Origin of the sequence: Syntrophomonas zehnderi OL-4, assembly GCF_000983115.1 — a bacterium.
In the GTDB taxonomy this organism is placed as follows: domain Bacteria; phylum Bacillota; class Syntrophomonadia; order Syntrophomonadales; family Syntrophomonadaceae; genus Syntrophomonas_B; species Syntrophomonas_B zehnderi.
Window position 1 is genome coordinate 1 of record NZ_CGIH01000052.1, and the last position, 24,218, is coordinate 24,218.

At 43.1% G+C, this 24,218-nt stretch carries 26 protein-coding genes and 1 riboswitch; of the genes, 11 read left to right on the plus strand and 15 right to left on the minus strand.

The features are described 5' to 3' along the window. The 10 genes from AAV90_RS13335 to AAV90_RS13370 form a co-directional block, all read left to right on the plus strand. Positions 1-358: accessory gene regulator B family protein (locus AAV90_RS13335; protein WP_046500025.1), on the plus strand; the 358-nt coding region annotated here is incomplete at its 5' end. A 4-nt stretch (positions 359-362) separates the two neighbouring features. Next, positions 363-1,058: a LytR/AlgR family response regulator transcription factor gene (locus AAV90_RS13340; protein WP_046500027.1), complete on the plus strand. Its 696-nt coding sequence runs from the start codon at positions 363-365 to the stop codon at positions 1,056-1,058. Positions 1,059-1,248: 190 nt separating this feature from the next. Beyond that, positions 1,249-1,362 (plus strand): cyclic lactone autoinducer peptide, encoded by a 114-nt coding sequence (locus AAV90_RS14575; RefSeq protein ID WP_076982668.1) that lies wholly within the window; start codon positions 1,249-1,251, stop codon positions 1,360-1,362. Between the two features lie 140 nt (positions 1,363-1,502). Further along, positions 1,503-2,315, plus strand: coding sequence for a hypothetical protein (locus AAV90_RS13345; protein ID WP_046500029.1), 813 nt, complete (start codon positions 1,503-1,505; stop codon positions 2,313-2,315). Between the two features lie 97 nt (positions 2,316-2,412). Beyond that, the gene (locus tag AAV90_RS13350; RefSeq protein ID WP_198142866.1) at positions 2,413-3,042 is read left to right on the plus strand and encodes a copper amine oxidase N-terminal domain-containing protein; all 630 of its coding nucleotides are present in this window, start codon (positions 2,413-2,415) and stop codon (positions 3,040-3,042) included. Between the two features lie 275 nt (positions 3,043-3,317). Continuing rightward, a complete protein-coding gene (locus AAV90_RS13355) occupies positions 3,318-3,872 on the plus strand; it encodes a hypothetical protein (protein ID WP_046500031.1) in 555 nt (184 codons plus the stop codon). Positions 3,873-4,025: 153 nt separating this feature from the next. Then, positions 4,026-4,382 (plus strand): transposase, encoded by a 357-nt coding sequence (locus tag AAV90_RS15540; RefSeq protein WP_052729807.1) that lies wholly within the window; start codon positions 4,026-4,028, stop codon positions 4,380-4,382. Positions 4,383-4,386: 4 nt separating this feature from the next. Then, positions 4,387-4,929 carry a transposase gene (locus tag AAV90_RS15545; protein WP_242847581.1) on the plus strand — a complete coding sequence of 181 codons (543 nt, stop codon included), beginning with the start codon at positions 4,387-4,389 and terminating at the stop codon, positions 4,927-4,929. A 545-nt stretch (positions 4,930-5,474) separates the two neighbouring features. Continuing rightward, positions 5,475-6,395 carry a cysteine peptidase family C39 domain-containing protein gene (locus AAV90_RS14265; RefSeq protein WP_052729809.1) on the plus strand — a complete coding sequence of 307 codons (921 nt, stop codon included), beginning with the start codon at positions 5,475-5,477 and terminating at the stop codon, positions 6,393-6,395. A gap of 121 nt (positions 6,396-6,516) precedes the next feature. Then, positions 6,517-7,692 (plus strand): hypothetical protein, encoded by a 1,176-nt coding sequence (locus AAV90_RS13370; RefSeq protein ID WP_046500033.1) that lies wholly within the window; start codon positions 6,517-6,519, stop codon positions 7,690-7,692. 245 nt (positions 7,693-7,937) lie between these two features. Here AAV90_RS13370 and AAV90_RS13380 read toward each other — a convergent pair whose 3' ends face one another. The 6 genes from AAV90_RS13380 to AAV90_RS14275 form a co-directional block, all read right to left on the minus strand. After that, a complete protein-coding gene (locus tag AAV90_RS13380) occupies positions 7,938-8,501 on the minus strand; it encodes a M56 family metallopeptidase (RefSeq protein WP_046500037.1) in 564 nt (187 codons plus the stop codon). Between the two features lie 51 nt (positions 8,502-8,552). Beyond that, on the minus strand, positions 8,553-10,031 hold the full coding sequence (locus AAV90_RS13385; protein WP_046500039.1) for a M56 family metallopeptidase: 1,479 nt from the start codon (positions 10,029-10,031) through the stop codon (positions 8,553-8,555). 8 nt (positions 10,032-10,039) lie between these two features. After that, on the minus strand, positions 10,040-10,408 hold the full coding sequence (locus AAV90_RS13390) for a BlaI/MecI/CopY family transcriptional regulator (protein WP_046500041.1): 369 nt from the start codon (positions 10,406-10,408) through the stop codon (positions 10,040-10,042). Between the two features lie 203 nt (positions 10,409-10,611). Then, positions 10,612-11,646 (minus strand): hypothetical protein, encoded by a 1,035-nt coding sequence (locus AAV90_RS13395; protein ID WP_207642075.1) that lies wholly within the window; start codon positions 11,644-11,646, stop codon positions 10,612-10,614. 104 nt (positions 11,647-11,750) lie between these two features. After that, the gene (locus tag AAV90_RS14270) at positions 11,751-12,065 is read right to left on the minus strand and encodes a hypothetical protein (protein ID WP_052729810.1); all 315 of its coding nucleotides are present in this window, start codon (positions 12,063-12,065) and stop codon (positions 11,751-11,753) included. 84 nt (positions 12,066-12,149) lie between these two features. Beyond that, positions 12,150-12,692, minus strand: coding sequence for a hypothetical protein (locus tag AAV90_RS14275; RefSeq protein WP_052729811.1), 543 nt, complete (start codon positions 12,690-12,692; stop codon positions 12,150-12,152). A 613-nt stretch (positions 12,693-13,305) separates the two neighbouring features. On the opposite strand from AAV90_RS14275, the gene AAV90_RS13405 reads away from it, so the two are divergent. Next, positions 13,306-13,704 (plus strand): methylated-DNA--[protein]-cysteine S-methyltransferase, encoded by a 399-nt coding sequence (locus AAV90_RS13405; RefSeq protein ID WP_052729812.1) that lies wholly within the window; start codon positions 13,306-13,308, stop codon positions 13,702-13,704. On the opposite strand, the gene queE is transcribed toward AAV90_RS13405, so the two are convergent. The 9 genes from queE to AAV90_RS13455 all read right to left on the minus strand — a co-directional run bounded on the left by queE (position 13,657) and on the right by AAV90_RS13455 (position 24,187). Next, positions 13,657-14,334, minus strand: a complete 678-nt coding sequence (queE, locus tag AAV90_RS13410) for a 7-carboxy-7-deazaguanine synthase QueE (RefSeq protein WP_046500047.1) — start codon at positions 14,332-14,334, stop codon at positions 13,657-13,659. The genes AAV90_RS13405 and queE overlap by 48 nt on opposite strands. Continuing rightward, positions 14,334-14,693 carry a 6-carboxytetrahydropterin synthase QueD gene (queD, locus tag AAV90_RS13415; protein ID WP_046500049.1) on the minus strand — a complete coding sequence of 120 codons (360 nt, stop codon included), beginning with the start codon at positions 14,691-14,693 and terminating at the stop codon, positions 14,334-14,336. Before queD ends, queE begins: the two co-directional genes overlap by 1 nt. Before the next feature lie 2 nt (positions 14,694-14,695). Beyond that, positions 14,696-15,397 carry a 7-cyano-7-deazaguanine synthase QueC gene (queC, locus tag AAV90_RS13420; RefSeq protein WP_046500051.1) on the minus strand — a complete coding sequence of 234 codons (702 nt, stop codon included), beginning with the start codon at positions 15,395-15,397 and terminating at the stop codon, positions 14,696-14,698. A gap of 253 nt (positions 15,398-15,650) precedes the next feature. Next, entirely contained in the window at positions 15,651-16,541 is an 891-nt protein-coding gene (locus AAV90_RS13425) for a formate/nitrite transporter family protein (RefSeq protein ID WP_046500053.1), read from the minus strand. A gap of 56 nt (positions 16,542-16,597) precedes the next feature. Next, positions 16,598-19,297, minus strand: a complete 2,700-nt coding sequence (fdhF, locus tag AAV90_RS14700) for a formate dehydrogenase subunit alpha (protein ID WP_084691619.1) — start codon at positions 19,295-19,297, stop codon at positions 16,598-16,600. 19 nt (positions 19,298-19,316) lie between these two features. Continuing rightward, complete coding sequence (nuoF, locus tag AAV90_RS13440; RefSeq protein ID WP_046500058.1) at positions 19,317-20,543, minus strand: NADH-quinone oxidoreductase subunit NuoF; 1,227 nt, start codon at positions 20,541-20,543, stop codon at positions 19,317-19,319. Between the two features lie 20 nt (positions 20,544-20,563). Next, complete coding sequence (locus AAV90_RS13445; RefSeq protein ID WP_046500075.1) at positions 20,564-21,010, minus strand: NADH-quinone oxidoreductase subunit NuoE family protein; 447 nt, start codon at positions 21,008-21,010, stop codon at positions 20,564-20,566. Positions 21,011-21,106: 96 nt separating this feature from the next. Then, positions 21,107-21,225: riboswitch (molybdenum cofactor riboswitch) on the minus strand. Between the two features lie 291 nt (positions 21,226-21,516). Next, entirely contained in the window at positions 21,517-22,674 is a 1,158-nt protein-coding gene (locus tag AAV90_RS13450) for an acyl-CoA dehydrogenase family protein (RefSeq protein ID WP_046500060.1), read from the minus strand. Between the two features lie 313 nt (positions 22,675-22,987). Next, complete coding sequence (locus AAV90_RS13455; protein WP_046500062.1) at positions 22,988-24,187, minus strand: thiolase family protein; 1,200 nt, start codon at positions 24,185-24,187, stop codon at positions 22,988-22,990. Between the last annotated feature and the right edge of the window lie 31 nt (positions 24,188-24,218).

The following is a 24,218-nucleotide window of genomic DNA, read 5'->3' on the forward strand; positions in this document are numbered from 1 at the left end:
TCTCTTGTTGGGGTGGGGCGTATATTCATTTAACGCAGTTTTATCACCGCCGGTAATAAGCGTCATTGTAGGACTGCTCTTTTTTATATCTTTGGCCATAATATTCAAATATGCTCCCGGTGAAACAGAAAACAAACCTATAAACAACGAAGCCGAGCGTGAAAAATTTAAAAAGTGGTCGGTAGCAATAATGGTTGCCTACGGGTTAATACTAATAATTTTTAGCCGCCTGGAAGTCTTAAACACCTTGGTTTTGCCCATGGCAGTAGGCATAATGGCCCAGGCCTTCACCGTTTCCCCTGCCGGTTACGGTTTTATTCACTTTATAGACTGGATTTTGGATTTTCCAAAAGGTTAAAGCTATGAGAATTTTAATTGTAGATGATGAGCCGGTTACCGGTTCTTTGCTCGCATCCATTATTAAAGAAGTGCCGGGAGTAATAACTGATGTGGCCAGCAGTGGCAAAGAGGCTTTAGAAAAGGCTGCAATAAATGAATACCAGGTAGTGTTTGTGGATATTGATATGCCGGAAATGAACGGTATGGAACTGGCTGATATCCTTGCGAAAAAATATAAACAATTGTCGCTGGTTTTTGCTACCGCACATCCCGACTATGCTTTAGAGGCGTTTGAGCTATATTCGTTTGACTATATTCTTAAGCCCTATGATGAGGAAAGAATAAAGAAAACCGTAAAAAAACTGGCAGAAAAATCTCACTCAGACCAATCCGAAGCAGCCATTCCAGTTAAGACAAAAGAGCAGATGCTCTTTCTCAAACCCAGCCATATTTTATATGTCGAGACCCGCGATAGCGGAATTATTATTAAGACTTCAAACAGAAATTATGCCACCCGGGAAGATATACATGCTTTCGAGGTCAGACTGCAGTCATATGACTTCTTCCGTTGCCATCGCAGTTATCTGGTAAACCTAAGGCATATTAAAGAAATTATTCCTTCAGGCCGTACTTACCAGATTATATTGGACACCGATGATAGAATTCCGCTTAGTCGAAAACACGAAAGACTGCTGAGAACAAAGCTTCAGCAGAAATAAAAAGTATTATATGATGACAAAAAGTAATCTTTTTACCCCAGTCGTTTTTTATTCTTGAGTAATTCGTAGCTACAACAAAACCCTTTCAAGCCGGAATCTGACCCTTTCGCCTCAAAAGCCTTGACTTTCAGCTCCTGTGTAATATATATATGACCAAAGAATCATTATTAAATGGAAGGAGATGGAAATAATGATGAAATCCAAAATATTAAGCGTGGTATCTATGTTTTTGCTATTCGTAGCCAGTGCCGGAGTACAGCCCGCTTGTCTGTTCCACTGGTATCAGCCCAGGATTCCGGAGTAAAATAAGCCATGTTAAACGGAAAAGTAATTATTATGGTGAGTATTGTGGTCGGGGTAAGGATTTAAAACTTATTGGAAACCTAATTCATATAGGTATTAGGAAATTACTTGGAATCTATTTATTAAAATGGAGGTTTGATAATGAAAAAGACTGTAATTTGTTTTGTATTGAGTCTGTTTTTCTTATCTAGCTTAGGTACGGGGGCAATAGCGAGTGAATCAACTATCGATCAAGATACTATGTCTATCCAAATTATTGATAAAGGTTTTATTTACCCGAATATGGAAACTCTTATGAAAAATGTATCTACACAAATTACGCGGCAATTTAAAAAAGAAAAACAATCTTTAACTAAACTTATGCGTACAAGCAGTCTTAAAATTGGAACAGATAAGACATATACTAGTGCAGATTATGGATCAGCATATTACACTGTAGTAAACGGAACTCCTGATTGTCAGTATACTTGGGGGACAACTTCTGGAGGATATGCTGATGCAGCTATTGATGTAGATATGGTAACCCAGAACACCAGAGGAACATCTTGGGCATGGGTTGGTAATAGAGTCTCAATTCAAGCAAATGACGGACTGACTCAAGATAGTTGTAGAGTAGATTTTGATGGTTGGGTTAAAGGTAGTTTGTATCAGACCGCTTATCTCACTGGTTCACAGGTAGCAGTTTGGGCTGAGATTTACGATGAAACTGATGATGAATTAGTTGTGCAATATGAGGACTGGTATATACAAAACCAGGTTACAACAATAAACCGTGCTCATGACGAAGGAGGAACCGTAACCCTTAAGGCCGGACATGTGTATCAATTTAGAATGGTATTGTATACGGAAGCTTATGATTTAGTTGGACTCGGAAACATTACTTATGCAGATTGCTATAATGGCGCTAGAGGAAATGATGGGTTAGACTATTCATCCATTATATTAAATTGGTAATTCAACCTGGTTATCATTAAACCCACCTCCGACTAGACCGGGGGTGGGTTTAAGCTTCATGAGCATAAAATATCAAGACCTTCTGGAGGTGTTTTTAATGAAAAGAATATTATCAGTAATATTCCTGGTTCTAACCATGATTGTCATTTACCCCTTAATTACCCCGGCCCAGGAACCTGTTTCCGTATTTGTGAACGGTTTTGCTTTAGAATCCGATGTTTTGCCAATTATTCAGAATGGCCGTACACTGATAGCTACCCAAGCTATTGCGGAGGCAATGGACATCGATATAAGCTGGGATGATCAAACCCGTACAGTAAACGCAACGGACGGTGTCACAACGGTTTGCTTGCAGATAGATAATTGCACGGCTTACCACAATAATAACGCAGTAATACTGGATGTTGCACCACAAATAGTTAACGGACATTCGCTGATTCCACTGCGCTTTTTCGCCGAAGCTTTCAATTATCAAGTAAATTGGGATAGTACATTACATAGGGTAAGCATTCTTTCTCCTATCATGAAGCCAGCTGGATCTCCGTCACCACTGCCGGCTGCTTCACAAGGCAAATATGTCGGCGATATGGATGCTCATAAGTATCACCTTCCTGATTGTATTAATGCTAAAGAAATTGAATGGGCAAAGGAGATATGGTTTAAATCTGAAATAGAAGCTGAAGAGGCTGGGTTTATGCCGTGCGGGCTATGCATCTCTGCCAGATAGAGGAATTTCAGACAATTGGAGGCGTTGTTTTAGGTGTAACACGCAGAGAGCATAAGCTTTTTCACGTGAAGGACATCCTGGTGTAACAAAAGAAAAAAATACCTGCCGCCTGCCGGGAACTATTTTTAATTACAAATGTGACCGCTACAACATTCGTTGTTGATGGAGGGGCAACATTAATCTAGAAATAAACGGGGAAATGGTTGGGCAGTTTCACAAGTGACGATTCAACGGTGTAAAATTGCGGATGCAAAAATATTAGGGGGTTGTCATATATGTCGAGAAACAAATTAATCGCTTTATTGAGCATAGCGGCCATTATTACCGCAGTATACTATGGTTATTCATTTTACCTGCATAGTATTGTTAAGGTATTCCCTATCAACAAGACGGTGCAACTCCAGGATATAACAATTAACATTGAACAAGTATCACTGGTTCCTAGGTTACTACTAAATGAACCCTTTCGTCGGGAAATGACTGTAAATGGCAGTGTCACTGATACCAGTCCGGACGGGAAATACACCCGTAACCTATATGAACAGGTAAAGGTTTATGTAAAAGGTGGACCGGGAATGGGGTTTGGACATAATCCCCATAATAATAATTACTCATTCTGGACTTTCAGATTATACGACGGCAATAAAACCGTTGATCTTATCATCGAGGACAATATCAACCAACAAAAAATACCTTTGACGGTCGATTTGCGTGACTATAGCGGCCATTGGGTTAAGAGGTCTGATTGGATTAAAGCGTGGGCAACTATACAGAAGCAAGGGCAGAAGCAAGGGGACGGTTCTCTTGCTTCCCCGCATTTACTATTATAAATGAAATGGGAGTATGATTTTGTCTTGGAAGCAACAAAGTGCTCTATTTAATTCAATTATCGAATTTGGCGAATTCCTGCATACAGAAGTACTCAAACAAGTGCCCCACCGCCAATGGGTCTTTGCATTCCTAAAAGGCTACGGCGCTATTTTATGTATGATCGCAGCCTGCTGTCCGAATTAAGCCGGTGCGCCTGGAAGGTCTTATCGCTTTACCTTAAACAGGGGGTTTCTTTAGATGACCCTGAACCAGGTGCTGTAATAGCCGTGCAGACCTTTGGGGATTTTTTAAACTTCAACCCGCACTTGCACATCATAGCCACAGACGGTTGTTTTACCAGGGATGGAGAATTTATGATAGGGATTGCACCGGATGCTTCAAGCCTCATAGACTTGTTTCGCCTGGAAGTATTCAGAATGCTGGCAGCTCTTTGCCATCCGTGGCACCGCTGCACTAGTCCATCCATGGACGTCGGAAAAGGCGGGGAAGATAGACGACGACATTATTGAGAATATGATGAACTGGCATCACAGCGGCTTTAATATATATTGCGGACCCGCCATCAGTCCGGGGGAGCGGGGAGGTCTGGAGAAACTGGCCCAATATATTATAAGAGCCCCCCTCTCGCAGGAAAGATTGATCTATATACCTTCATCGGCAGTACCCGACGGCCTAGCCCGAGTAATCTACAAAGGGAAAAACAGCAATGTTCGGGAAAGCTTTACGGCCCTGGACTGGCTGGCCAGACTTGTCACCCATATTCCCAATAAAGGGGAACAGCTGGTCAGGTATTACGGATACTATTCCAACAAGTCACGGGGAATGCGCAAAAAAACTGATATTGATATTGAAACGCCGACGCCGGTTGATTCCGATATTACAAAAAAGGAACTACGCAGGAACTGGGCTCGTTTGATTCAAAAGATTTATCAAACGGATCCATTACTTTGTCCTAAATGCAGTGGTCACATGCGAATTATATCTATTATCGAAGATCTGGCTATCGTCAAGAAGATATTGATACATCTGAATCTGTGCGGTGATGAAAAACCATGATCCGCCGCCCATTTCTTCCCCGGACATAGAATTTGCGTACCGGCAGGTTCAGAGCGTTCCGGGATCGTGTTATACCGGCTGAACTTTAGATAAATCAGACTGATACTATGTTGATTATTACCACTGCAGGATAGCGAAATTAATATAGTTTGTCTAACCATGCCCGAATTCTGGATGAGTTTATGAAAGCTGTTGCAAATTTGATGGAATTGGCAAGATGTCCTTCCCTCACCGCCTATACATTCCACAATATCATGAAATTTAGACCCCATTCCCTTTCTCAAGTATGCCTAACCATTATTTACCAACTTGTGGTATACTGATCTGGAAAAAGCAAATTCCTATCTATTGTAATATAAAGGGGTTATCATGAAGGTATCCGAAACTATAGGTACTTACCCCAGGCACAGCCACTGCGCAAAATTGTAGGTATATGAGTTTTATACCTCTTGGGGAATTTTGTGATGTGAGTTCCAGGAAAGGTGGGTGGTGTTACTTTTTCTCTATGATATGCATTTCACAGACTATGAAGGAGGTAGATTTGTATGATTAGGAGACAATTGTTGGGAATACTACTCACAAGTGCCCTGATTATGGTACTAATGATACCTCAATCAATCGCAAATGAAAAGTTGGTTGAACCTGATGGAAGTGTTGGCGGCGTCTTTGTAAAAACGATAGATGGTAAGAACATTATGAGCTATCCTATATCAGATAGTCTAAAACAATTCCAGGAAAAAAAATCCAAGATGGCCGAATTGCACTTTCAATACAAACAAGGATTAGTCCAAAAGGAAGAATATTTATCCAAACTAAAAGATCTTGGTGCTAGTGAAGATATAATCAAAGCTGTTTCGGCTGCATTACCTTTTAGGAACCCAAGCATTAAATTGAACAATATTCAACCGCTAGCATCAGAGCAAAACGTAATAATCCCTTTTTGGCAGATGATACAAGATAATAGTTATTACTGTGGTCCAGCAACAGCAGCTGAAATCATTCGTGCCAAGACCTTCACTTCGTATTCTCAGTCTGATTTGGCAACGCCATTACATTGTACTACTCAAGGTACTCCCTGGTATGACGGGGTCGAGGGAAGTGGATACCCTATGGAAGATACCTTAAACAGTTACTGTAACACTAACAATTATATACCCTATGGTACTACGGTAACGGCTTCTGGTTTTCAAGAGAAGGTAATTTGGGATATTGACAACAATTATGGAACAGCGGGTGATGCTTACGAAGTATCTGGCAGCAACCATCTTGTAGGCCACCCAACGAACCGTACAATATACCACTGGTTTGCAATATACGGATATCAAAACTCCGGCACGGACATTCTGTATAAAGACTCGGTAGCGGGATGTTCGGATATCTCGTGGAGTGGAAACGTTCCAGCAAGCTCTTCCATGAATTATACCACATTGGCTGGGATAGTTAATGGCAGAGGTATTATCTGGTGATCAAATAAATCATCTAGTAAGAGGAGGCAGTTGGCATATTTTATTTGCCTCCTCTTAGCAATGTAATATTCAGTTTCTATAGATGATAAATAGTAAAAAGGTAGGAGACAGGGGATAGTAAATGAAAATGAAAAGGATTTATATCTTTTTAGCCATTTTCTTAATGATACCACTTGCTGGTTGTGAACACTCCAAGCAACAACCTGGTAACCATCAAATTACAGCGCAAATTAGTAAGATTGATAGCGGTGAAACTGATGGTAACTCTGATGTTCCCTATAAAGAACTTTTTAAGGAAACACAGATTAAAACCATAATAGCGCAGCTTCCCGATGGCAGGCCATGGTATGAGTTGGCCATTTCTGATAAAGGTGAAATCTTCGGTTTTGCTCCTAGTAATAACGGGAAGCCAGGAGAACTGATAGCATGCGATTTATATACCGGTAAAACCCAGAGTCTTTATACCGCCAAGGATAATTATAATATAATCTTTTTTAAATTCAACGATAATTACCTGGCATGGACAGAAGATACTAATTTTGTAGCAGGTTCACCGAGGGTACTGGTGTATGACCGGAGGAATAAGAAAACTATGGTGGTAAGTGAAAAAATAGGGTTGCTATCTGGTATTTCTTATGAAATGATTGCGCTTGGCAATGATTACTTACTATGGTCAACCAGCGAAAGGGATAATAATAAGCCAAAGTATAGAATTATGCGTTATGACTTCGTTAGTCAAAAGGCCACTCTCTTTCGTGAGAATGCTGCCGAGCCGATCATAGGCAAAGACTTTATCGCCTGGCTGGAGCCGGATGAGCAAATGAAATATTCGGAGATCATTTTCAATGATCTTAAAGACCATTCAATTCACAAAATCATTACCCCGGGTCAACATCCCGGATATATCGATACGGATGGAACAAGCATCGTGTTTACCGGGTTTAGTACCACAGATCCTGGCTTAAAGCTGCTATCAATTTATGAATCAGAGAAAACACCAAAAATAAAGATTATTGACCGATCAAGATGGGGTTATTATGATTTCCCACAGATAAGCCCAGATTTCGTTGGCTGGAGAGGCGGTTCCAAGGTGAGGGTTTATTCCAGGAAGGATGCCAAAACCGTAATCTTTGCTGAGGAATATGGAGATTGTACTGAAGTAAAGCTCTGTAATAAATTCCTCATGTGGCATTCACCCGCGATAAAAGACGCTAATGAAGCTAAACTTAAAGCAATGGAACAAAAAGTATACCTCTCTGATCTGCATATATTTTCAAAGGAAGGTATGTCTAAATAAGATAAACACAGAACATAAATCCGGACAAATCTGTGAGGTAGATTGGAGCGTCCCGGGAATGCAGGTGGTCAACAGGCAAAGTTATGTTTCCGTGTATGAGGGAGATTTTCTCTTAGGTACCTTTATTCAGGACGGTATACGTGAACAGGTGGTTTCTTTACTGCGTATCGGTGGTCCTGAAAAAACTGAACCTGCAGTTCTAAAAACACGTAATATGCATAAACCAAAAGTAGTGTCAATACCCGCTAATTTGGTTTGAATTCATTAATCTTTGCTTTTATCTCGGCTATTTTTTCTAAAGCAGCCATTCTGCCAAGATCAACGATTTCCCTTGAGCTGTCAAAATCCCGGGAGTATTTTTTGATTTTCATAATCGACACTATCCTTTCTTCAATAGCGTTTTTTTTGAAATTGTTTACAAGAGGGGTTAACCCACTCTTTGTTTCTTCCATGCAGACCAGCATAGAGGCATAGGCAGATTTCATGGTTTCTTCGAATATCCGCACCACCGCTTCATCACAGGCTAATTCTATATCACGGTTTGCCAGTACATACATTACCCATATAAAAGGATTGAACCCGTGTACGCATAATGCGACAGCCAGCACCAATTTGGTCAGCGCATCAAAGCGCCGGATATGAGTAAACTCATGGGTAAGGATATACTGCAGCTTTGTTTCATTCGTCCAGTCCGTTGTTTTGGGTAAGAGTACAACGGGCCGAAATACGCCATAGGTCAACGGGGCTTTAATACGGTCGCTTTGCTGTATATTGGCACAGGCAGCCGCAAAGAATGTTCCCGCAGCCAACGGGCTGCAAAATCGTTCTCAACGAGCAGGGATGTTTTGAACTCTCTAAACTTAATAACTTAAAGATATATTGGTAAGGGTAATATCAGCCACTCCCTTATTCCAAACAAAAAAGTTTCCCTCGATATCTTGAGACGGTGTATAAGATACAGTTTTTGAACTTGCTGAACCTTCAAACAAAACAGTTGTGTTGCCACTCCTGTTTTTAAAAGCGACCCGGACGTTTTCACTGCTGCCGCCTTTTATGCTAAACTTAAAAGTTGCTGTAATACCGCTTCTTATTATGAAATAACCACCGGATGCTGACGAAATAAATCTCATCTCATAATTGTAGGGGATTGTTGTATCAGCCCAAGTAACCGTTCCCATAGGAACATTGTCTTTAGAAACCGAATAAACCTCTGATTCTGGTAATACTTCCGATTGTGCGGGGGCTAACCCATCCGCTTCCGTCACTAAGGTACCTGTGTTTGCGCCACTTAAAGCATCTGTGTTAAACGGCGCTGAGGAATCCAGTATACTCTCCGCACCTCCAGCCGTTGCAGCATATGCCGCGGCTGTCCCCGTCACCGCAAGTGCCAACGTCACTGCGACTGCCAACATGCGAACCCATTTTTTACTCTTTTCAGCTTTCATTATCATAGAGATCCTCCTTTCGATGTCCCGCTTGTCACTGAAAGCGGAACATATGTTATTTGGCTCGGCAACATGCCAGAGTACACTTAAAATTAATTCGCAGTATCGCCTCCTCTCCTCCTGATTCATGGAACGGGTAACGCTTTCGTCACAGAACGCCTCCCCCAAACGGTCAATGTCACGTCTAGCCAGGTAAGCCAAAGGGTTGAACCAATGAATGACATTGATTAAGAGCATTAAGGATTTTAGCCATGCATCATGGTTCTTCCAGTGGGTCAGCTCATGAAGAAAAACATAGCGTAATTCTTCTGCTTGCAATTCGATGTTCGGCAATACAATACGGGGTTTGAGGATACCACTGAGAAATGGTGTGTTTATATAAGCGGAAATGTATACCGGTATCTCTTTTCCTATCCCTAATTCCTGTTTGCACTTTGCAAATGTCTCCAAAATCTCTTTATCATCCGCTAACCGGCACGCTCTGAAAATACGCTGATTTAGCCTATAATTCTGAACAATAATAATCAATGTGAAGATCACTGTCCCGGCCATTAAAAGATAAGGGAGCAATTCAAGGTAAGAATAGGTTATATAACTCTCTCCAGGTATTGCTGGAATCTTCTCGGCAGCAGAGTTAATAGGAGAAGATGGATTTAATAGCGTTTTGGAAAGCAATACCCATTCATCAACGTCTGGGATAAAATGCAAATCAAACCTGGATAACAAGGCATAATAAGGGATTAGGAAAAATGTACTCAAAAACAAGTAGGAGAAATAATGCCAAGCTGCGGTAAAATATTTTAGTGTCACTACGCTTAAAAGCTTCAGGATAAGGTATAGCCCTCCGCCTACAATCGCCATAATCAATATCTGATTGTAAAGGTCTAAGAACATACAATCACCTACTTCTTTAGGCGCTTCATAAGCTTTTCAATGTCTTCTTTCGTTAAGTCGCCATTATCACATAAGGAATTTATAAACCCCAATACCGAACCTTTATGAACGTCGGCGATAAACTGCTTGGTTTCAAAATTTCGGTATTCCTGTTCCGTTATACACGGTTCGTAATAATTTGCCTTGCTAATTCTTGTTGCCTTGAGAATTCCTTTTTCCATTAGCCTGGCTAAAAACGTAATGACCGTGCTTTGCTTCCAGTTATTATCTTCCGGCAAATTAGCAATGATCTCTCTGGTAGTAACGGGGTGTCCGGCTACCCATATGAATTCCATAATCTGTTTTTCTGAATCTGACATTCGCTGCATCTTGTTCATGAAAACCTCCTCGATTGATTTATACAATGTAGTTTGATATTAATGTACATCATGATGTGCTCCATATGTCAATGTTTTTTGAAAAAAATTTTCCGCTTCTCACAGTGCAGTATTTTATGGCGAAACAAAGCCCGCATCTAAAATGAACACACACTCCCAGAATTTTAAATCTGAATTGTTTTCAAATGGAGAATGGGTCGAATTTATTGTGTCTCATATACAAATAAGGTGAAGTCTACGATCGTTTTGTGACCTTCAGGAAATGAATATCCGGCAAGCAGATCATCCAGTTTTTTTGTTTTGATGTTGTAGTCGTAAAGGCTGAACTGATTATGTGAATTTCTGCCGAGTATGTATAAATGCTCCTCATCGTATCCAGGATGAATGGACTGGGATTCCAGTAATCCTTCAACATAAAATGGGGCAAGCTTACCGCTGCTGATGGTTAAAATCTGGATTCGCCTATTTCCGCTACTGATCATACTATCGTTTGTTATCATCAGAATGTGATCTTTATCGATCTGCCGGGTCTGTCTTATCTCAAACGCATCTGTTTCATATATCACATTGGCTTCCGAAAAGTCCGGATTCATCAAGAGTATTTTTTTGGGACGAATGAATGTCTCTTCCCGCACTTTTGGACTGCGCATTTCTTTATCGGAACAGGTTAAACAGAGTAATTTATTGGTCATCGGGCTATATGAGAACGAATGGAACCAGGTATCGTCATCAGATTGATTATAATATCTAATATCGTGATGTACGGGATCTATAATAGCCGGTTGAAGAACTGTTTTACCTTGTGGTGCTATGGTACCAAGCAACTTCTCCTTTACGAATAATAGGTCATTAAACAGCATCTTATCATTAGTTATCTGCTCGGACTTGCCACTTTTTATATCATAAACAAACAGATTATCAAAAAGCTTATTATTGCTCCCTGAGTAATAAATCTTTTGGTTCTTATCATCCATAGCAGCCGCCGGATATAGAGCAACCTGCCCAAGGTTATGGGTTTCAATTATTTTATGATCCGCTATGGAATATAAATAAAAGATGATTTCATCGCCCTCGCTGTCATCTTTAAGATTTACGTAGCGTGTTCCAATAATTTGAAGATATTCCCCGGGAGGTTTAATGGCCGAATTATGCTTGCCGTTTACATTCATAGATTTAATGCCTTGTACGATACTAAAGATTATTGCTAAGCAGACAATAATTATTAAGCTCAATTTCATTATTTTTTTTAACATGGTTTTATTCACTTTCTTTATATTAGGCTGCGGAACATGTTATATAATGTCAACCATGCTCCGCAGCTATCTGATGTATTGTATATGGTTTAATACGGTCTGCTTTGGTCAGAAAAACGTTTGTGGTAATATCTAACCTGATAGACAGATGTAACAGATTGATTCTCCGCAAAGTTTCGGAGATTACTTAATCCCCAGATGTCAATACATGCATCAGGTAGACCGCCGACACTAGCTTGATAAAAAGTAAAGACACGATTAGTGTTAAGATTTCTGATGCTTACATCTTTATCGCCTACTTTTGAATAATCAAGATTGATTTGTGTAGCACAATCGCCGTTCTTCAATGTATTGTCCCTATTACCTGTAGAACCGGTAAAATATGTTGCTCTGCCTACACCCAAAAAACTGTCATCTCCCGATTGATAAGTAATTACGTTATTGTGTGCTCCATAAGGTTGTCCATAGACAGGAGCGGCTCTGGTTATTTATTGATTGCTGTCGGTGGGAATATTGTGAATGGAATAACCGGAAGGATCGTCCGCATCGGGATAATATATATTATTGATATCACCCGTAATCTCGTCATAAACAACTTTCATTTCCGGATATATTGTTGGCTGGAATGGTTTTTTAGTAAGTGTTTCAGGTACTATTTGTTCTTTAAGACCACTGACCAATCGATTTTCCCATTCTGCAAGTTCTTTTTCAGCCGCAGTCATATCATCTGTTATGGGAACCGGCTTCAAACAGTTCAGAATGGAATCTTTTATGGAATCTTCTGTCTCTACGTTTTGTTGAGTCTCATTTTCAATATAACCGCCTTTAATTACTTTTGGCTGAAGCTGGTTATCATATATGATGACCGAACCCGGCATCATCTTTTGAGGTACTTCCTTAGGCTCACCATCAATGATAACTACTCCTCCTGACGCCGCATAGGCCGCAACTGCCCCTGTCAATAAAAAGGTCAACGCCATGGCAATGGCAAACATGCGAATCCGTTTTTTACTTTTTAAACCTTCAATCATCTTAACTCCCCTTTCGATGTTCCGCCTATCACTATAAGCGAGTAGTATTTTACGTTATGGTTCAGCAACATGCACAATATCGCCTCCTTCTTTCACGATCAACATTATGTAGTTAAATATTAGTTTACGTCGCGTAGATTTATGTGTCAATAACTTTTTTGGAAAAATTAACAAATTAAAATAGCAAAACTGGACGAATTAGATGAAGCTGGAAGCCCACGACGGAAAAGCCGAAAAAGGCCACCAAAAAGAAAAGCAGCGAAATGGAGCTTTACGACGTATCCTTTTATAGCTCCACGCTGCTTTTTATATGTTTTTAGCAGTTCCGGGCACCATTAGGGCACCACGGCATACATTTTTTCTGTATGTCGTGCATACCAAAAATTAGCTCTATTGTCAATTGGTTCCATTCTACTTGTATATAGTTATGCCCATGAATGGTATGGGATTTTAGAATCTGAAGTGCAGTACTGGGGTTATCTCAGTGAGGCATTGGGCCTAATATTACTTATACTTATACTGCCTCGTTTTAAGGGAGCAATTTTAACGAAAGTTATCTTATGCGTATGCTTGGTTATTAATATTCCGCCAATCATACTCTGGTTTATATTCCATGGTTCAGGAAACACCCCTGCAGAAAAAAGCCATTCGGCAACTGGAGGAGTACTTGGCAGGACAACGCCAGACATTTGATTTTGCGTTCACAGCCGCAGGAACGGAATTTCAAAAAAGTGTCTGGGAAGCTCTGCGCAATATACCCTACGGTGAAACGCGCAGTTATAAGCAGATTGCCCAGATGATAGGGAGGCCCAATGCCGCCCGGGCCGTGGGCATGGCCAACCATAGAAATCCCATTATGATCGTAACCCCCTGCCACCGGGTAATTGCTGCGGACGGAAGTCTGGCAGGTTACGCTGGCGGCCTGGAAGTAAAAAAGAAGTTACTGGAGCTTGAAAAGCAACATCTATACGCCGGGGCGGTTGCCCCAAGCCAGAACGTGCAGCTGGGGTAATGCTCGCACATTGTCGCTTATACTGCTGTCCAGGGTTAGCTTGTTTACCAAAGCCCGGTATTTACTCATAAGGCTTTCGTAGTTGTCTTGACCGGGTTCGTTGCACACCTGCAATACCATGGGGATATCTGGATACTGTTGGTGCAGTTCGCGGGCGTAAGCGTAATCCGCATCGGTAAGGATTATTATTTTTAATTGCAAACTCCTGGCTTGACTAACGAACTCAGCCAGGGTTGATTGGTTTTGCTGCATACCTGAGCTGGGTGCTTTGGGTGAGAGATTTATCATATCAACCATTTTCAGGCTATCCTGCCAGAGGGAGCCTTGGGTTTCCAGATGAATTTCATAATCCTCCGCCCGCAACGTTGTAATCAGTGGCTCCAGCATGTGCACACAGGGATTCCCGCCGGTCAGGGTTACGGTTTTGCAATAGGAAGCCAGTATCTTAAGCTGACTGACAATTTCCTGAGGGGTTAAACGTTTGGCCGCCGCCGTTTCCAAAGCATAACTGGTATCACACCAGCGGCAACGATAATCACACCCGGCCAGTCTTACAAACATGGTGCGGCTACCCTGCCAGATTCCTTCCCCTTGGATGGTGGGTCCAAATATCTCTATTACCGGATACATTACCAGGTTACCTCGGCATAGGAACTCTGATTCTCCCACAGCCTGATCTTTTCCAGTTTAACCGGTTCTGCAAAAGCTGGTTCCAGAAGGTCGGCCATCCAGACCACCATGTTTTCTACGGTGGGATTGAAGGGGACAACATCATTTAAAAATTGATGATCGACTTTGCTTAAAACGATGTTTTCCACGATTTTTTTTATATCGTAGAAATCAATGATCATATCCGGGGCCAACGGTCCGCAGACAGTTACCTCCAGTCTGTAGGTATGTCCATGGATCTGCGCACAGGGGCCATTATAATCAATCAATTTGTGGGCTGAGTCAAAGGTAAAAATCTTGGTTATGGAAACCTGCCTCATAATTATTCCTCCCAGTCAATCGGCATTTCGTAAGGAACCGGATCTATTAGCCCGGCTTGTTTAAACGCCTGTATCCGGCTAACACAGGTGGGACATTTGCCGCAGTGCATTTCCCGCCCGCTATAACAACTGTAGGTGAGATGAATAGGGGTATTTAAACTCTGGGACAATTCCACCACTTCTCTTTTAGTTAGCCATTGCAGGGGGGTTAAAAGACGTACCTTATGATAGGTGCCGACATAAATGGCATTGGCCATAGCCCCGTTGAACTCCGGAGTACAGTCGGGATATGCAAACCCCCGGGCATCTTCGGAGTGGGTGCCGTAATAAATATAATTAACACCATCTATTAACGCCTGAGCCGTGGCTATCGACAAAAGAGTGCCGTTGCGAAACGGTACATAGGTTGGGGACACACCGTAGGATTCAGATATCTCCTGGTAGCTAAGCTCCGGGTTTTCCTTATCGGCATCGATCAGGGTGGAGCCATAACCTTGAAACAAGTTGGGCAATGTATACACCTGGTGCTTACAGTTATAATAATCAGCTATTGCCCGCGCAGCCGTAACCTCGCGATCGTGTTTTTGCCCGTACAGGATAGATAGGGTGCTTACATTTTTTGAACCCAGGGAATTAATGGCTAAAGAAAGTAAGGTAGTACTGTCCAACCCGCCTGACAATAGAACTAAGGCTTTATCACTCATAGTTTTTCCTCCCTTAATTGAATATAGCAGAATAATCTGCAGTAATGGGTGTCACGCTTTAAACCTGCTGTCAAGAATAAAATAATTGTACTATAGATACTATTATAAGCTAATAAAACGGCTTTCCAAAAATGAAATAAATGAATTGTGAGGAGGGGGGCAGCAAGAAAATCCCCAGTCTCGCCCCGCGGGGCTAAGACCAGGGATTTAATCAGGAAAGGCAGCTTATAAATATTGGCCGGCGCTAATCATTTTAGGCTTTAACGCCTTTATCCTGAGCAACCTTGGCCGCAGGATCTCTCAGATAAACAAACCAGTAGGCCATACCAACGAAAATAGCTCCGCCAACGATGTTCCCCAGGGTAACCGGGATCAGGTTGGCATTAATAAAGTTGCCGTAGGTGAAAAATTGGGCAACCGCATCAGGTGTCATTTTCATAGCTGTTGCAGTGGCTTGGGGAGCTGCGTTGGCAATGGTAAGGCCCATGGGAATAAAGAACATATTGGCCACGCAGTGCTCAAATCCGCTGGACACGAAAGCCATGATGGGGAAGAAGATGCCAAAGATTTTGCCTACCACATCTTTGGAGGCGAATGCCATCCACACAGCCAGGCACACCAGCCAGTTACAGCAGATACCACGGAAGAAAGCAGCACTCCAAGTCAAAGACATTTTGCCCTGGGCTATTCCTACCGCCTTGGCACCCATGCCGGAAATAGCCAGCGCGCCGGTAGCATCTTTAGTACACCAGTACATACCTGCAAAAATAATATATACGAGTAACAAGGAGCCGGCAAAGTTAGCAAAGTAGACGACTACCCAGTTATAAAAGAGGCCGCCCCAAGTGGCTTTACCGTTTAAAACGGCGGCCATACAGGCCATGTTGTTGCCGGTAAAAAGTTCTGCCCCGGCGATTACGACCAGCATCAGGCCGACCGAGAAGACGGCGCCAAATAAAAATACATTCGCTGATGAACCGGCATCGGTGGCTGCTCCTATCTTGGTTGCCAGGTTGGCTCCAAATCCGATATATACCCCGGCCAGGATGCCTAACATTATTAATTTGCCTAATGCCATTTCGGCTTTAGCTTTACCGGCATTGCATACTGCCACCGCTATTTCAGCAGGTGTAAGAAAATTCATTTATTATTTCCCCTCTCAATTTTAAAATTTCCATTTTCATGGTTGTATACGATACTTTATACGATCTTTTCTAGACGGGCTGCACAGACTTTATATTCAGGTATACCGGCAACCGGATCCAATACTTCGGCGTGGGTCAGGATGTTGGCGGCCGCTTCGCTGAAATGGAAAAAAGTAAATACAACCTTCTCATTTAATATGTCAGTTAGTTTAGCCTTAAGTTCGATACTGCCCCGGCGAGTACTGAGTCTTACCATTTCGCCGTCCTGAATCCCCAGAGCTGCGGCGGTATGATGGTTAACCTGGACTTCGTTGGTCGGCTGGTGGGCATCCAGAGCCTGAGTCCGGCGGGTCATGGTGCCGGTGTGGTAATGGAACAGGCTGCGTCCGGTGCTCAGGATTAAAGGATATTCTTCATCCGGCAGTTCAAAGGGTTCCTTGAACTCTACGGGATGGAAAAGCCCCTGACCGCGGCTAAATTTTCCTATATGTAATATAGGTGTGCCCGGATGTTCTTCATTAGGGCAGGGCCAGTGCAAACCTGTACGCTCAATACGTGCATAGCTGATACCTGCGTAGGAAGGAGCCACAGTACGGATTTCCTCAAAAATATCCTGCGGGGAACCGTAATCCATGGAATAACCCAGACGGTTGGTTAAATCCATGAGTATTTGCCAATCCTGGCGCGAATTTGCGGGCGGAATGATTGCCTGGCGTACCCTTTGAACCCTTCTTTCCGTATTGGAGAAAGTACCGTCTTTTTCCGCCCAACTTACTCCCGGCAAAATAAGATCAGCTTTTTGAGCCGTTTCGGAAAGAAAAATATCCTGAACAATTAAAAATTCCAGATTGTCCAGAGCCTCTTCCACGTGGTGCTGATCAGGGTCGCTGATCATGGGATTTTCCCCCAACACATACAAGGCTTTTAGTTCGCCCTGATAGGCTTTATTGATGGCCGCAGTAAGTGTCAGACCGTTATGGGGTGACAGTTTGACCCCCCAGGCCTTTTCAAACTTCTCCCGGTTGGCATCTGCACTTACGGCTTGATAGGCGGGATAGGATACCGGCAGCGCCCCCATGTCACAGGCTCCCTGGACATTATTCTGTCCGCGCAGGGGATTAACACCTGTGCCTGGTCTGCCTAGATGGCCGGTAAGCATAGCCAGATTACAGACTGACTTGACATTATCGGTTCCAGTGTGGTGCTGGGTCAAGCCCATAGCATAGCAGATTGATCCGGCTTCAGCTTCCGCATAAATACGGGCGGCCTTCCTGATGTCAGCAGCCGGTACTCCGGTTATTGCGGCAACCACTTCCGGAGTATATTTTTCCACAATCTGTTTCATATCTTCAAAAGCTTCGGTGCGTTCAGTGATGAACTTCTGATCGAGTAAACCTTCGTTGATAATAACGTTCATCATCCCATTGAGCAGGGCCACGTCTGTACCAGGCCTAAACTGCATATAGACATCGGCTATTTCCGCCAGCTCTATGCGGCGGGGATCAGCTACAATCAGTTTAGCTCCGTTTTCACGGACGTTCTTCCTGATTTTATAGCCAATTATCGGGTGATTTTCGGTAGTATTGGTTCCGATAAGGAAGATAGCAGTAGCATCTTTCTCCAGTTCATCGATTGAATTCGTCATTGCACCACTGCCGAATGCTGCCCCCAGACCGGCGACAGTAACGGAGTGTCAGAGACGGGCGCAATGATCAACATTATTGGTACCAATAGCCGCTCGCATCATTTTCTGAGCCAGATAGTTTTCCTCATTAGTAACCCGGGCTGAACTAAACAAAGCAATCGAGTCAGGTCCATACTCCGTCTTGATACTTTTTAACTTGCTGGCCGCCAAATCCAGGGCTTCTTCCCAACTGGCTGCCCGAAATTGACCGTTTTCCTTAATCAAAGGAGTAGTTAATCTATCCTCGGAATGAATGAAATCCCAGCCAAAGCGTCCCTTCACGCATAAAGCTCCCTGATTAACCGGGCTGTAAACCGGATCCCGGTTGGAACTGACTCCCACTACCTGGTTATCTTTGACATTGAGTTCCAGGGTGCAGCCGGTTCCGCAATAAGTACAGGTGGTAAGTACCTTTTCGCATTGATAGGCCCGGCCCTTATTCATGGATACCTTGCTACTCAGAGCGCCGACTGGACAGACCATAATACACTGACCGCAGAAAACACAGGTAGAATCAGCCAGTTTTCCATCAAATACGGTAGAAATTTTGGCATGATGCCCGCGGTCTTTTACGCTTATCGCCTGCGCTCCGGTAATCTCATCACAGGCCCTTACGCAACGGGTGCACATTATGCATTTGTCATAGTCCCGTTCGATAAAGGGATTAGGATCTTCGCTGGTAAAATGGCCTTTTTCTCCCGCAAAACGCGAATCATCCACACCGTAGCGATAGCAATAATCCTGCAATTTGCATTCGCCAGTTTTTTCACAAACGTGACAATTAATATTATGTCGTGCCAATAATAATTCCAAAATGATTTTTCTGGCTTCAACCGTAGCAGGGCTTTCTGTATCTACCACCATGTTATCCACACAGGGGGTAACACAGGAAGCCTGCAGGTTGTGCCGCCCCTGTACTTCTACGACACACATACGGCAGGAGCCAGCCAGGTGCAGTTGCGGATCATAACAAAAAGTTGGCACATCTGCTCCTGCCATCTGACAGGCATCCAGTAACATCGTACCCCGGGGTACCTGAATGGCTTGACCATTAATAGTTAGATTTAGCATGATTTATTTCCTCCTTTCCTCATAGAGTGATTAGCTTACAGCTGTATTCCTGTTTAAAATATTTTAGGGTTGAGTCAATAGGAATCGGAGCCGCCTGCCCCAACCCACACAGGGCTGCGTTCTTCATTACCCGGGATAAGACCGTCAGTTTCTCGATATCTTCCGGGCAGGCTTTGCCGGCATTTATCCTTTCCATTATCTCCCGGCAGCGCCAGGTACCTTCCCGGCAGGGGTTACATTTTCCGCAGGATTCATGCTCAAAGAACTTGCTTATCCGGGTTACGACATCAACGATATCCCGGGATTCGTCCAGAACCAAGACTGCCCCTGAACCCAGGGAAGCACCGATGGCGGCCATGGAATCAAAATCTATCGGGGTATCAAGGTTTTGTTCAGGAATAAAAGCACCGGATGTTCCGCCTACCTGAACTGCTTTGAATTTTTTGCCGTCTTTTATGCCGCCGCCTAACTTGTAGATTACATCCCGCAAGAGGTAATCGGTAGGAACTTCAAAGTAGGTGGGGTTCTCAATATCTCCGGTTAGGGTAATAACTTTGGTACCCGGGTAACTGGCAGCACCGATTCCGGCAAACCAATCTGCACCGTTGGTTAGTATATACGGCAAACAGGCAAAAGTCTCTACGTTATTTACGACTGTTGGTTGTGACCACAGTCCGGACACCCCCGGAAAAGGAGGTTTAAATCTGGGTTCACCGCGATGACCTTCTATTGATTCGATCAAAGCCGTTTCTTCACCGCAGACGTAGGCCCCAGCTCCCATTCTTATTTCTATATCAAAATCACCTAACGCCCCGCTGGCTTTAGCACTTTGAACCGCGTCATTTAACAATTTGACCATAAACGGATATTCCCCACGACAGTAAATATAGCCTTGCTTAGAGTCTATCGCGGTTGCGCAGATTGCCATTCCTTCCAGCAGTGCCTGGGCGTTTTTTTCGCATATTATTCGATCTTTATAGGTTCCAGGTTCGCCTTCATCGAAATTGCAGACGACATATTTTGTATCCGCATATTGCGGAACAAAACTCCATTTCATGCCGGCATTAAAACCTGCTCCACCTCGACCACGCAAGCCGGACTTTTTTACTTCTTCTATTAAATCTCGGCGGTTCATGGAGCGGGCCTTTTCCAACCCCTTATAGCCCCCGACTTTTATATAGTCTTCTGCTTTTCTAGGGTCGATTTGATCAGCATATTCGAGCAGCACTCTTTTTTCGTTGGCCATCTTTCCTCACCCCCCATTAATTATTTGCAATCGGCTAAAATTTCCTTTAATTTCTCTTTGGTAACATTAAAATATGGTTGACTATTGATAGTAATTACCGGTGTTGCTTGACATTGTCCCACACACTGGGCCAGTTCCAAAGTGAATTTGCCATCGGCTGTAGTCTCTCCAGTTTTTATCCCCAGAGCGGTTTCGATTTCTTTTAACAACTCATCGGCTCCAGCTACGTGGCAGGGTGCGCTTTCACACATACGGATAACATACCGGCCCCTTTTTTCAACCGCCAGGTAGGAATAAAAAGTAGCAACCCCATATGCTTCTGCTTCGGAGACTCCAAACTGTCTGGCTGCCTCCCGCAAGGCTTCTGCAGGGATATAATTATATTTATCCTGAAGGGCATGAAAAGCTTCAATAATACCTCCCTTAAGGTTTTTGCAGCCATCAATGATCACCTGATATTCAGTCATCTTTTCACCTCCTGTTTTGTTTTGTATAAAGCACAAAAACCCATTGTCGGAAAATAAGGCATAAACCAACAACAGGATCTGCATTTTATCAGACCAGCCGTTAAGTTCATGTCTCCTTTCCGCAATGGGAGGTAGATACGTTTCCGAAATTACCCTAAGGACTGCTTGCCATAGCTGATTGGCGTTAGGCTTACAGTTCGGAGACTATTTAATTATAGAGGTAGTCTAAGAAGTTCTGCGGATAAAATGGTATAAGTTGATCGTGTAAAAGATTAGGAACCCATTCGAGCCAAACCCTCTAATTCGTCCATATGCGCTAAACAAAGTCGAAAGTCAAAACACATTAATCTTATTCTATTTATCTTACATTTTCCCTGCCTAAAATATTGAGAAATAACTAAAAAATAAAAAAAAGCCAGGGCAATGAGTTTTAAACTCATTGTCCCAGCATAAGGAAAGAAGGCTGACTATAAAAGAGGTTATATTAAATTGTCAAAATCAGCATTTTATGCGTATGCAACATAGCCATTCTGACTTAGGTATTTGCCTATTACCATTCTTTGAATCTGTACCGTACCTTCAAACAGCTGCATGATTTTGGCATCGCGCATGTATTTTTCAACTGGATATTCTTTCGTGTAGCCATATCCGCCCAGAACCTGTAATGCATCGGTGGTAACCTTCATAGCTGTATCAGCTGCCCACATTTTTGCCATGTTGGATACCATCTTAAAAGGCAGATTGTTATCCTGCAGCCAGGCGGCCTTTTGATAAAGAAGATGAGAGGTTTCAACAGCTGTAGCCATATCAGCCAGCATAAAGGATATGGCCTGGAAGCTAGCAATGGGTTTACCAAATTGCTGTCTTTCATTGGCATAAGCAATGGCAGTATTTAATGCAGCAGTAGCAATACCCGTGGCCATCGCCGCAACAGCGGTACGAGAAAGGTCGAGTGTTTCCATCATGATAGGAACGCCTTGTCCTTCGCCGCCCAGCATCATCCAGCTAGGAACCCTTACATCTTCAAAAATAACCTGAGTGGTACTGGAACTTCTGATCCCCATTTTATCCTCTTTAGGACCTATAGAAACGCCGGGAAAGTCTTTATCAACCATAAAACAACATATCCCTTTATTGCCCATTTTTTTGTCCAGGGTTGCAAAAACGGAGAAGTTTCTCGCAATTCCGCCATTGGTAATAAATTGTTTGGTCCCGTTTAAGATATAATCATTCCCGTCCTTAACGCATTTACAGGACATACCCAGAGCATCAGAGCCGGCTCCGGGTTCAGTCAAACAGAATGCACAAAGGGCACCTTCCAGCGAACGTCCGTACCACCATTTCTTCTGTTCATCATTGGCCCCAACCCAGATGGGGTCAGAAGCCAACAGGGTAGAAGCAATCAAAGTACAAGCCGTACCGGCATCCCCGGCACCAATCTCTTCGCATACTAAATATTTGGATAACCAATCTAGGCCATCTCCGCCGTATTCGGCGGGAATACCTATCGTCATTAAACCCAAATCATGCATTTTAGCAATAGTATCCATAGGAACCTCATCAGCTTTATCCCATTCAGCTGCATAAGGGGTAATTTCATTAGCGGCAAATTCTGCTGCCATCTGTCTGATCATTTCTTGTTCTTCGGTTAAACGAAAGTCCATAATATAACCCTCCTGTCATTAGTTTTTTCTTAAAAGTTTGAAAATTAATTTAAATAAACGCGGATTAACTGAGCAACCTTAATAGCGGCCAAAAGGGAAGCATCATCAGTTGTACCCGTTGGGTGATTAGCAATAAACCATAGTAAAATTATCAGAGGTTTTTGTGTGTTCCTGACACCTATGGCGGTTAGTTAATTTAATATCTGGTGTGTCCGGGTTTAAATTTGAGCAATTAGGATCCGCCATCTCCTATTTGCTTACATGATTAAACCCGGCCACTCCAAAAATTTGTCAAGATTAGTGTCTGGTCAAATCAGATGTCCCGGGTCCACAAAGATGCCAAAGCCGGGCCTGTTCCTACACAGAGCGAGGCTCCGCCAACGGTTTTGTTTTGTCTTTCCAGTTCATAGTATAAAGAAACGATAATCCGCAGGGCAGTACATCCAACCGGATGACCCAGGGCAATTCCGGAGCCATTAAGGTTACATTTGTTCATATCCAGCTCAATCCCATATTCTTCTTTTAACATGCGCCCTACGCCCAGGAACTGAGCAGCGAAGGCTTCGTTGATTTCCCAGTATTCAACGTCTTCAAATTTCATTCCGGCCGTTTTTAAAGCCTTGGGAATAGCAACCGCCGGTCCCAGACCCATCACTTGAGGCGCTACACCTTCTGCAACGATAGTAATTAATTTCATAAGCGGTTTAACGCCTAATTCCAAAGCTTTATCTTTAGACATAATGACAACCGCAGCTGCTGCGTCATTTATACCGGAAGCATTGGCAGCTGTTACTACTCCGCCTTTTTTGAAAGCTGGAGGCAGTTTGCCCATCTTTTCCAAATTGGCATCGGGTATAAAGTGTTCATCAGTTTCATAGAAGGTACTGCCTTTTTTAGTCTTGATTTCCACCGGAACGATTTCACGTTTAAAAGTACCTTCGTTGGTTGCCCGGGTGGCGCGTTGATGACTCATCAGGGCTAATTGGTCGCACTCTTCACGGGAAATACCGTATTTTTCGGCAACGTTTTCGGCTGTTAGGCCCATATGACCCGGAACCAAACCGTCAATTAGGCCATCGTGCAGCATGGAATCCTCAATAGTGCCGGGACCCATCCGGTATCCGCCTCTTCCTTTAGGAATTAAATAAGGTGCGGCACTCATATTTTCAACACCGACTACCAGTGCAATATCGGTTTTACCAAGCAGGATATTGTTACAGGCAATATCCAGAGCCCGCATGCCGGAAGCACAATTCTGGTTAACTGCACAGGCATTACTTCTGATTGGAAGTCCTACTGCCAAACCGATCTGACGAGAAACCATGGAACCCTGCATTCCGCCAAAAACCTGACCTAATACAATTTCATCGATAGAATCTGCGGGAATGTTGGCTCTTTTAACGGCCTCCTTGCCGACTGTCACAGCCAGATCCTTGGCCGATACATCTTTTAAACTTCCCAGGAATTTCCCGATAGCTGTACGACAAGCACTTACTATTACGACTTCTCTCATTTTGCAGTTCCCCTTTCATAAATTAAAATTA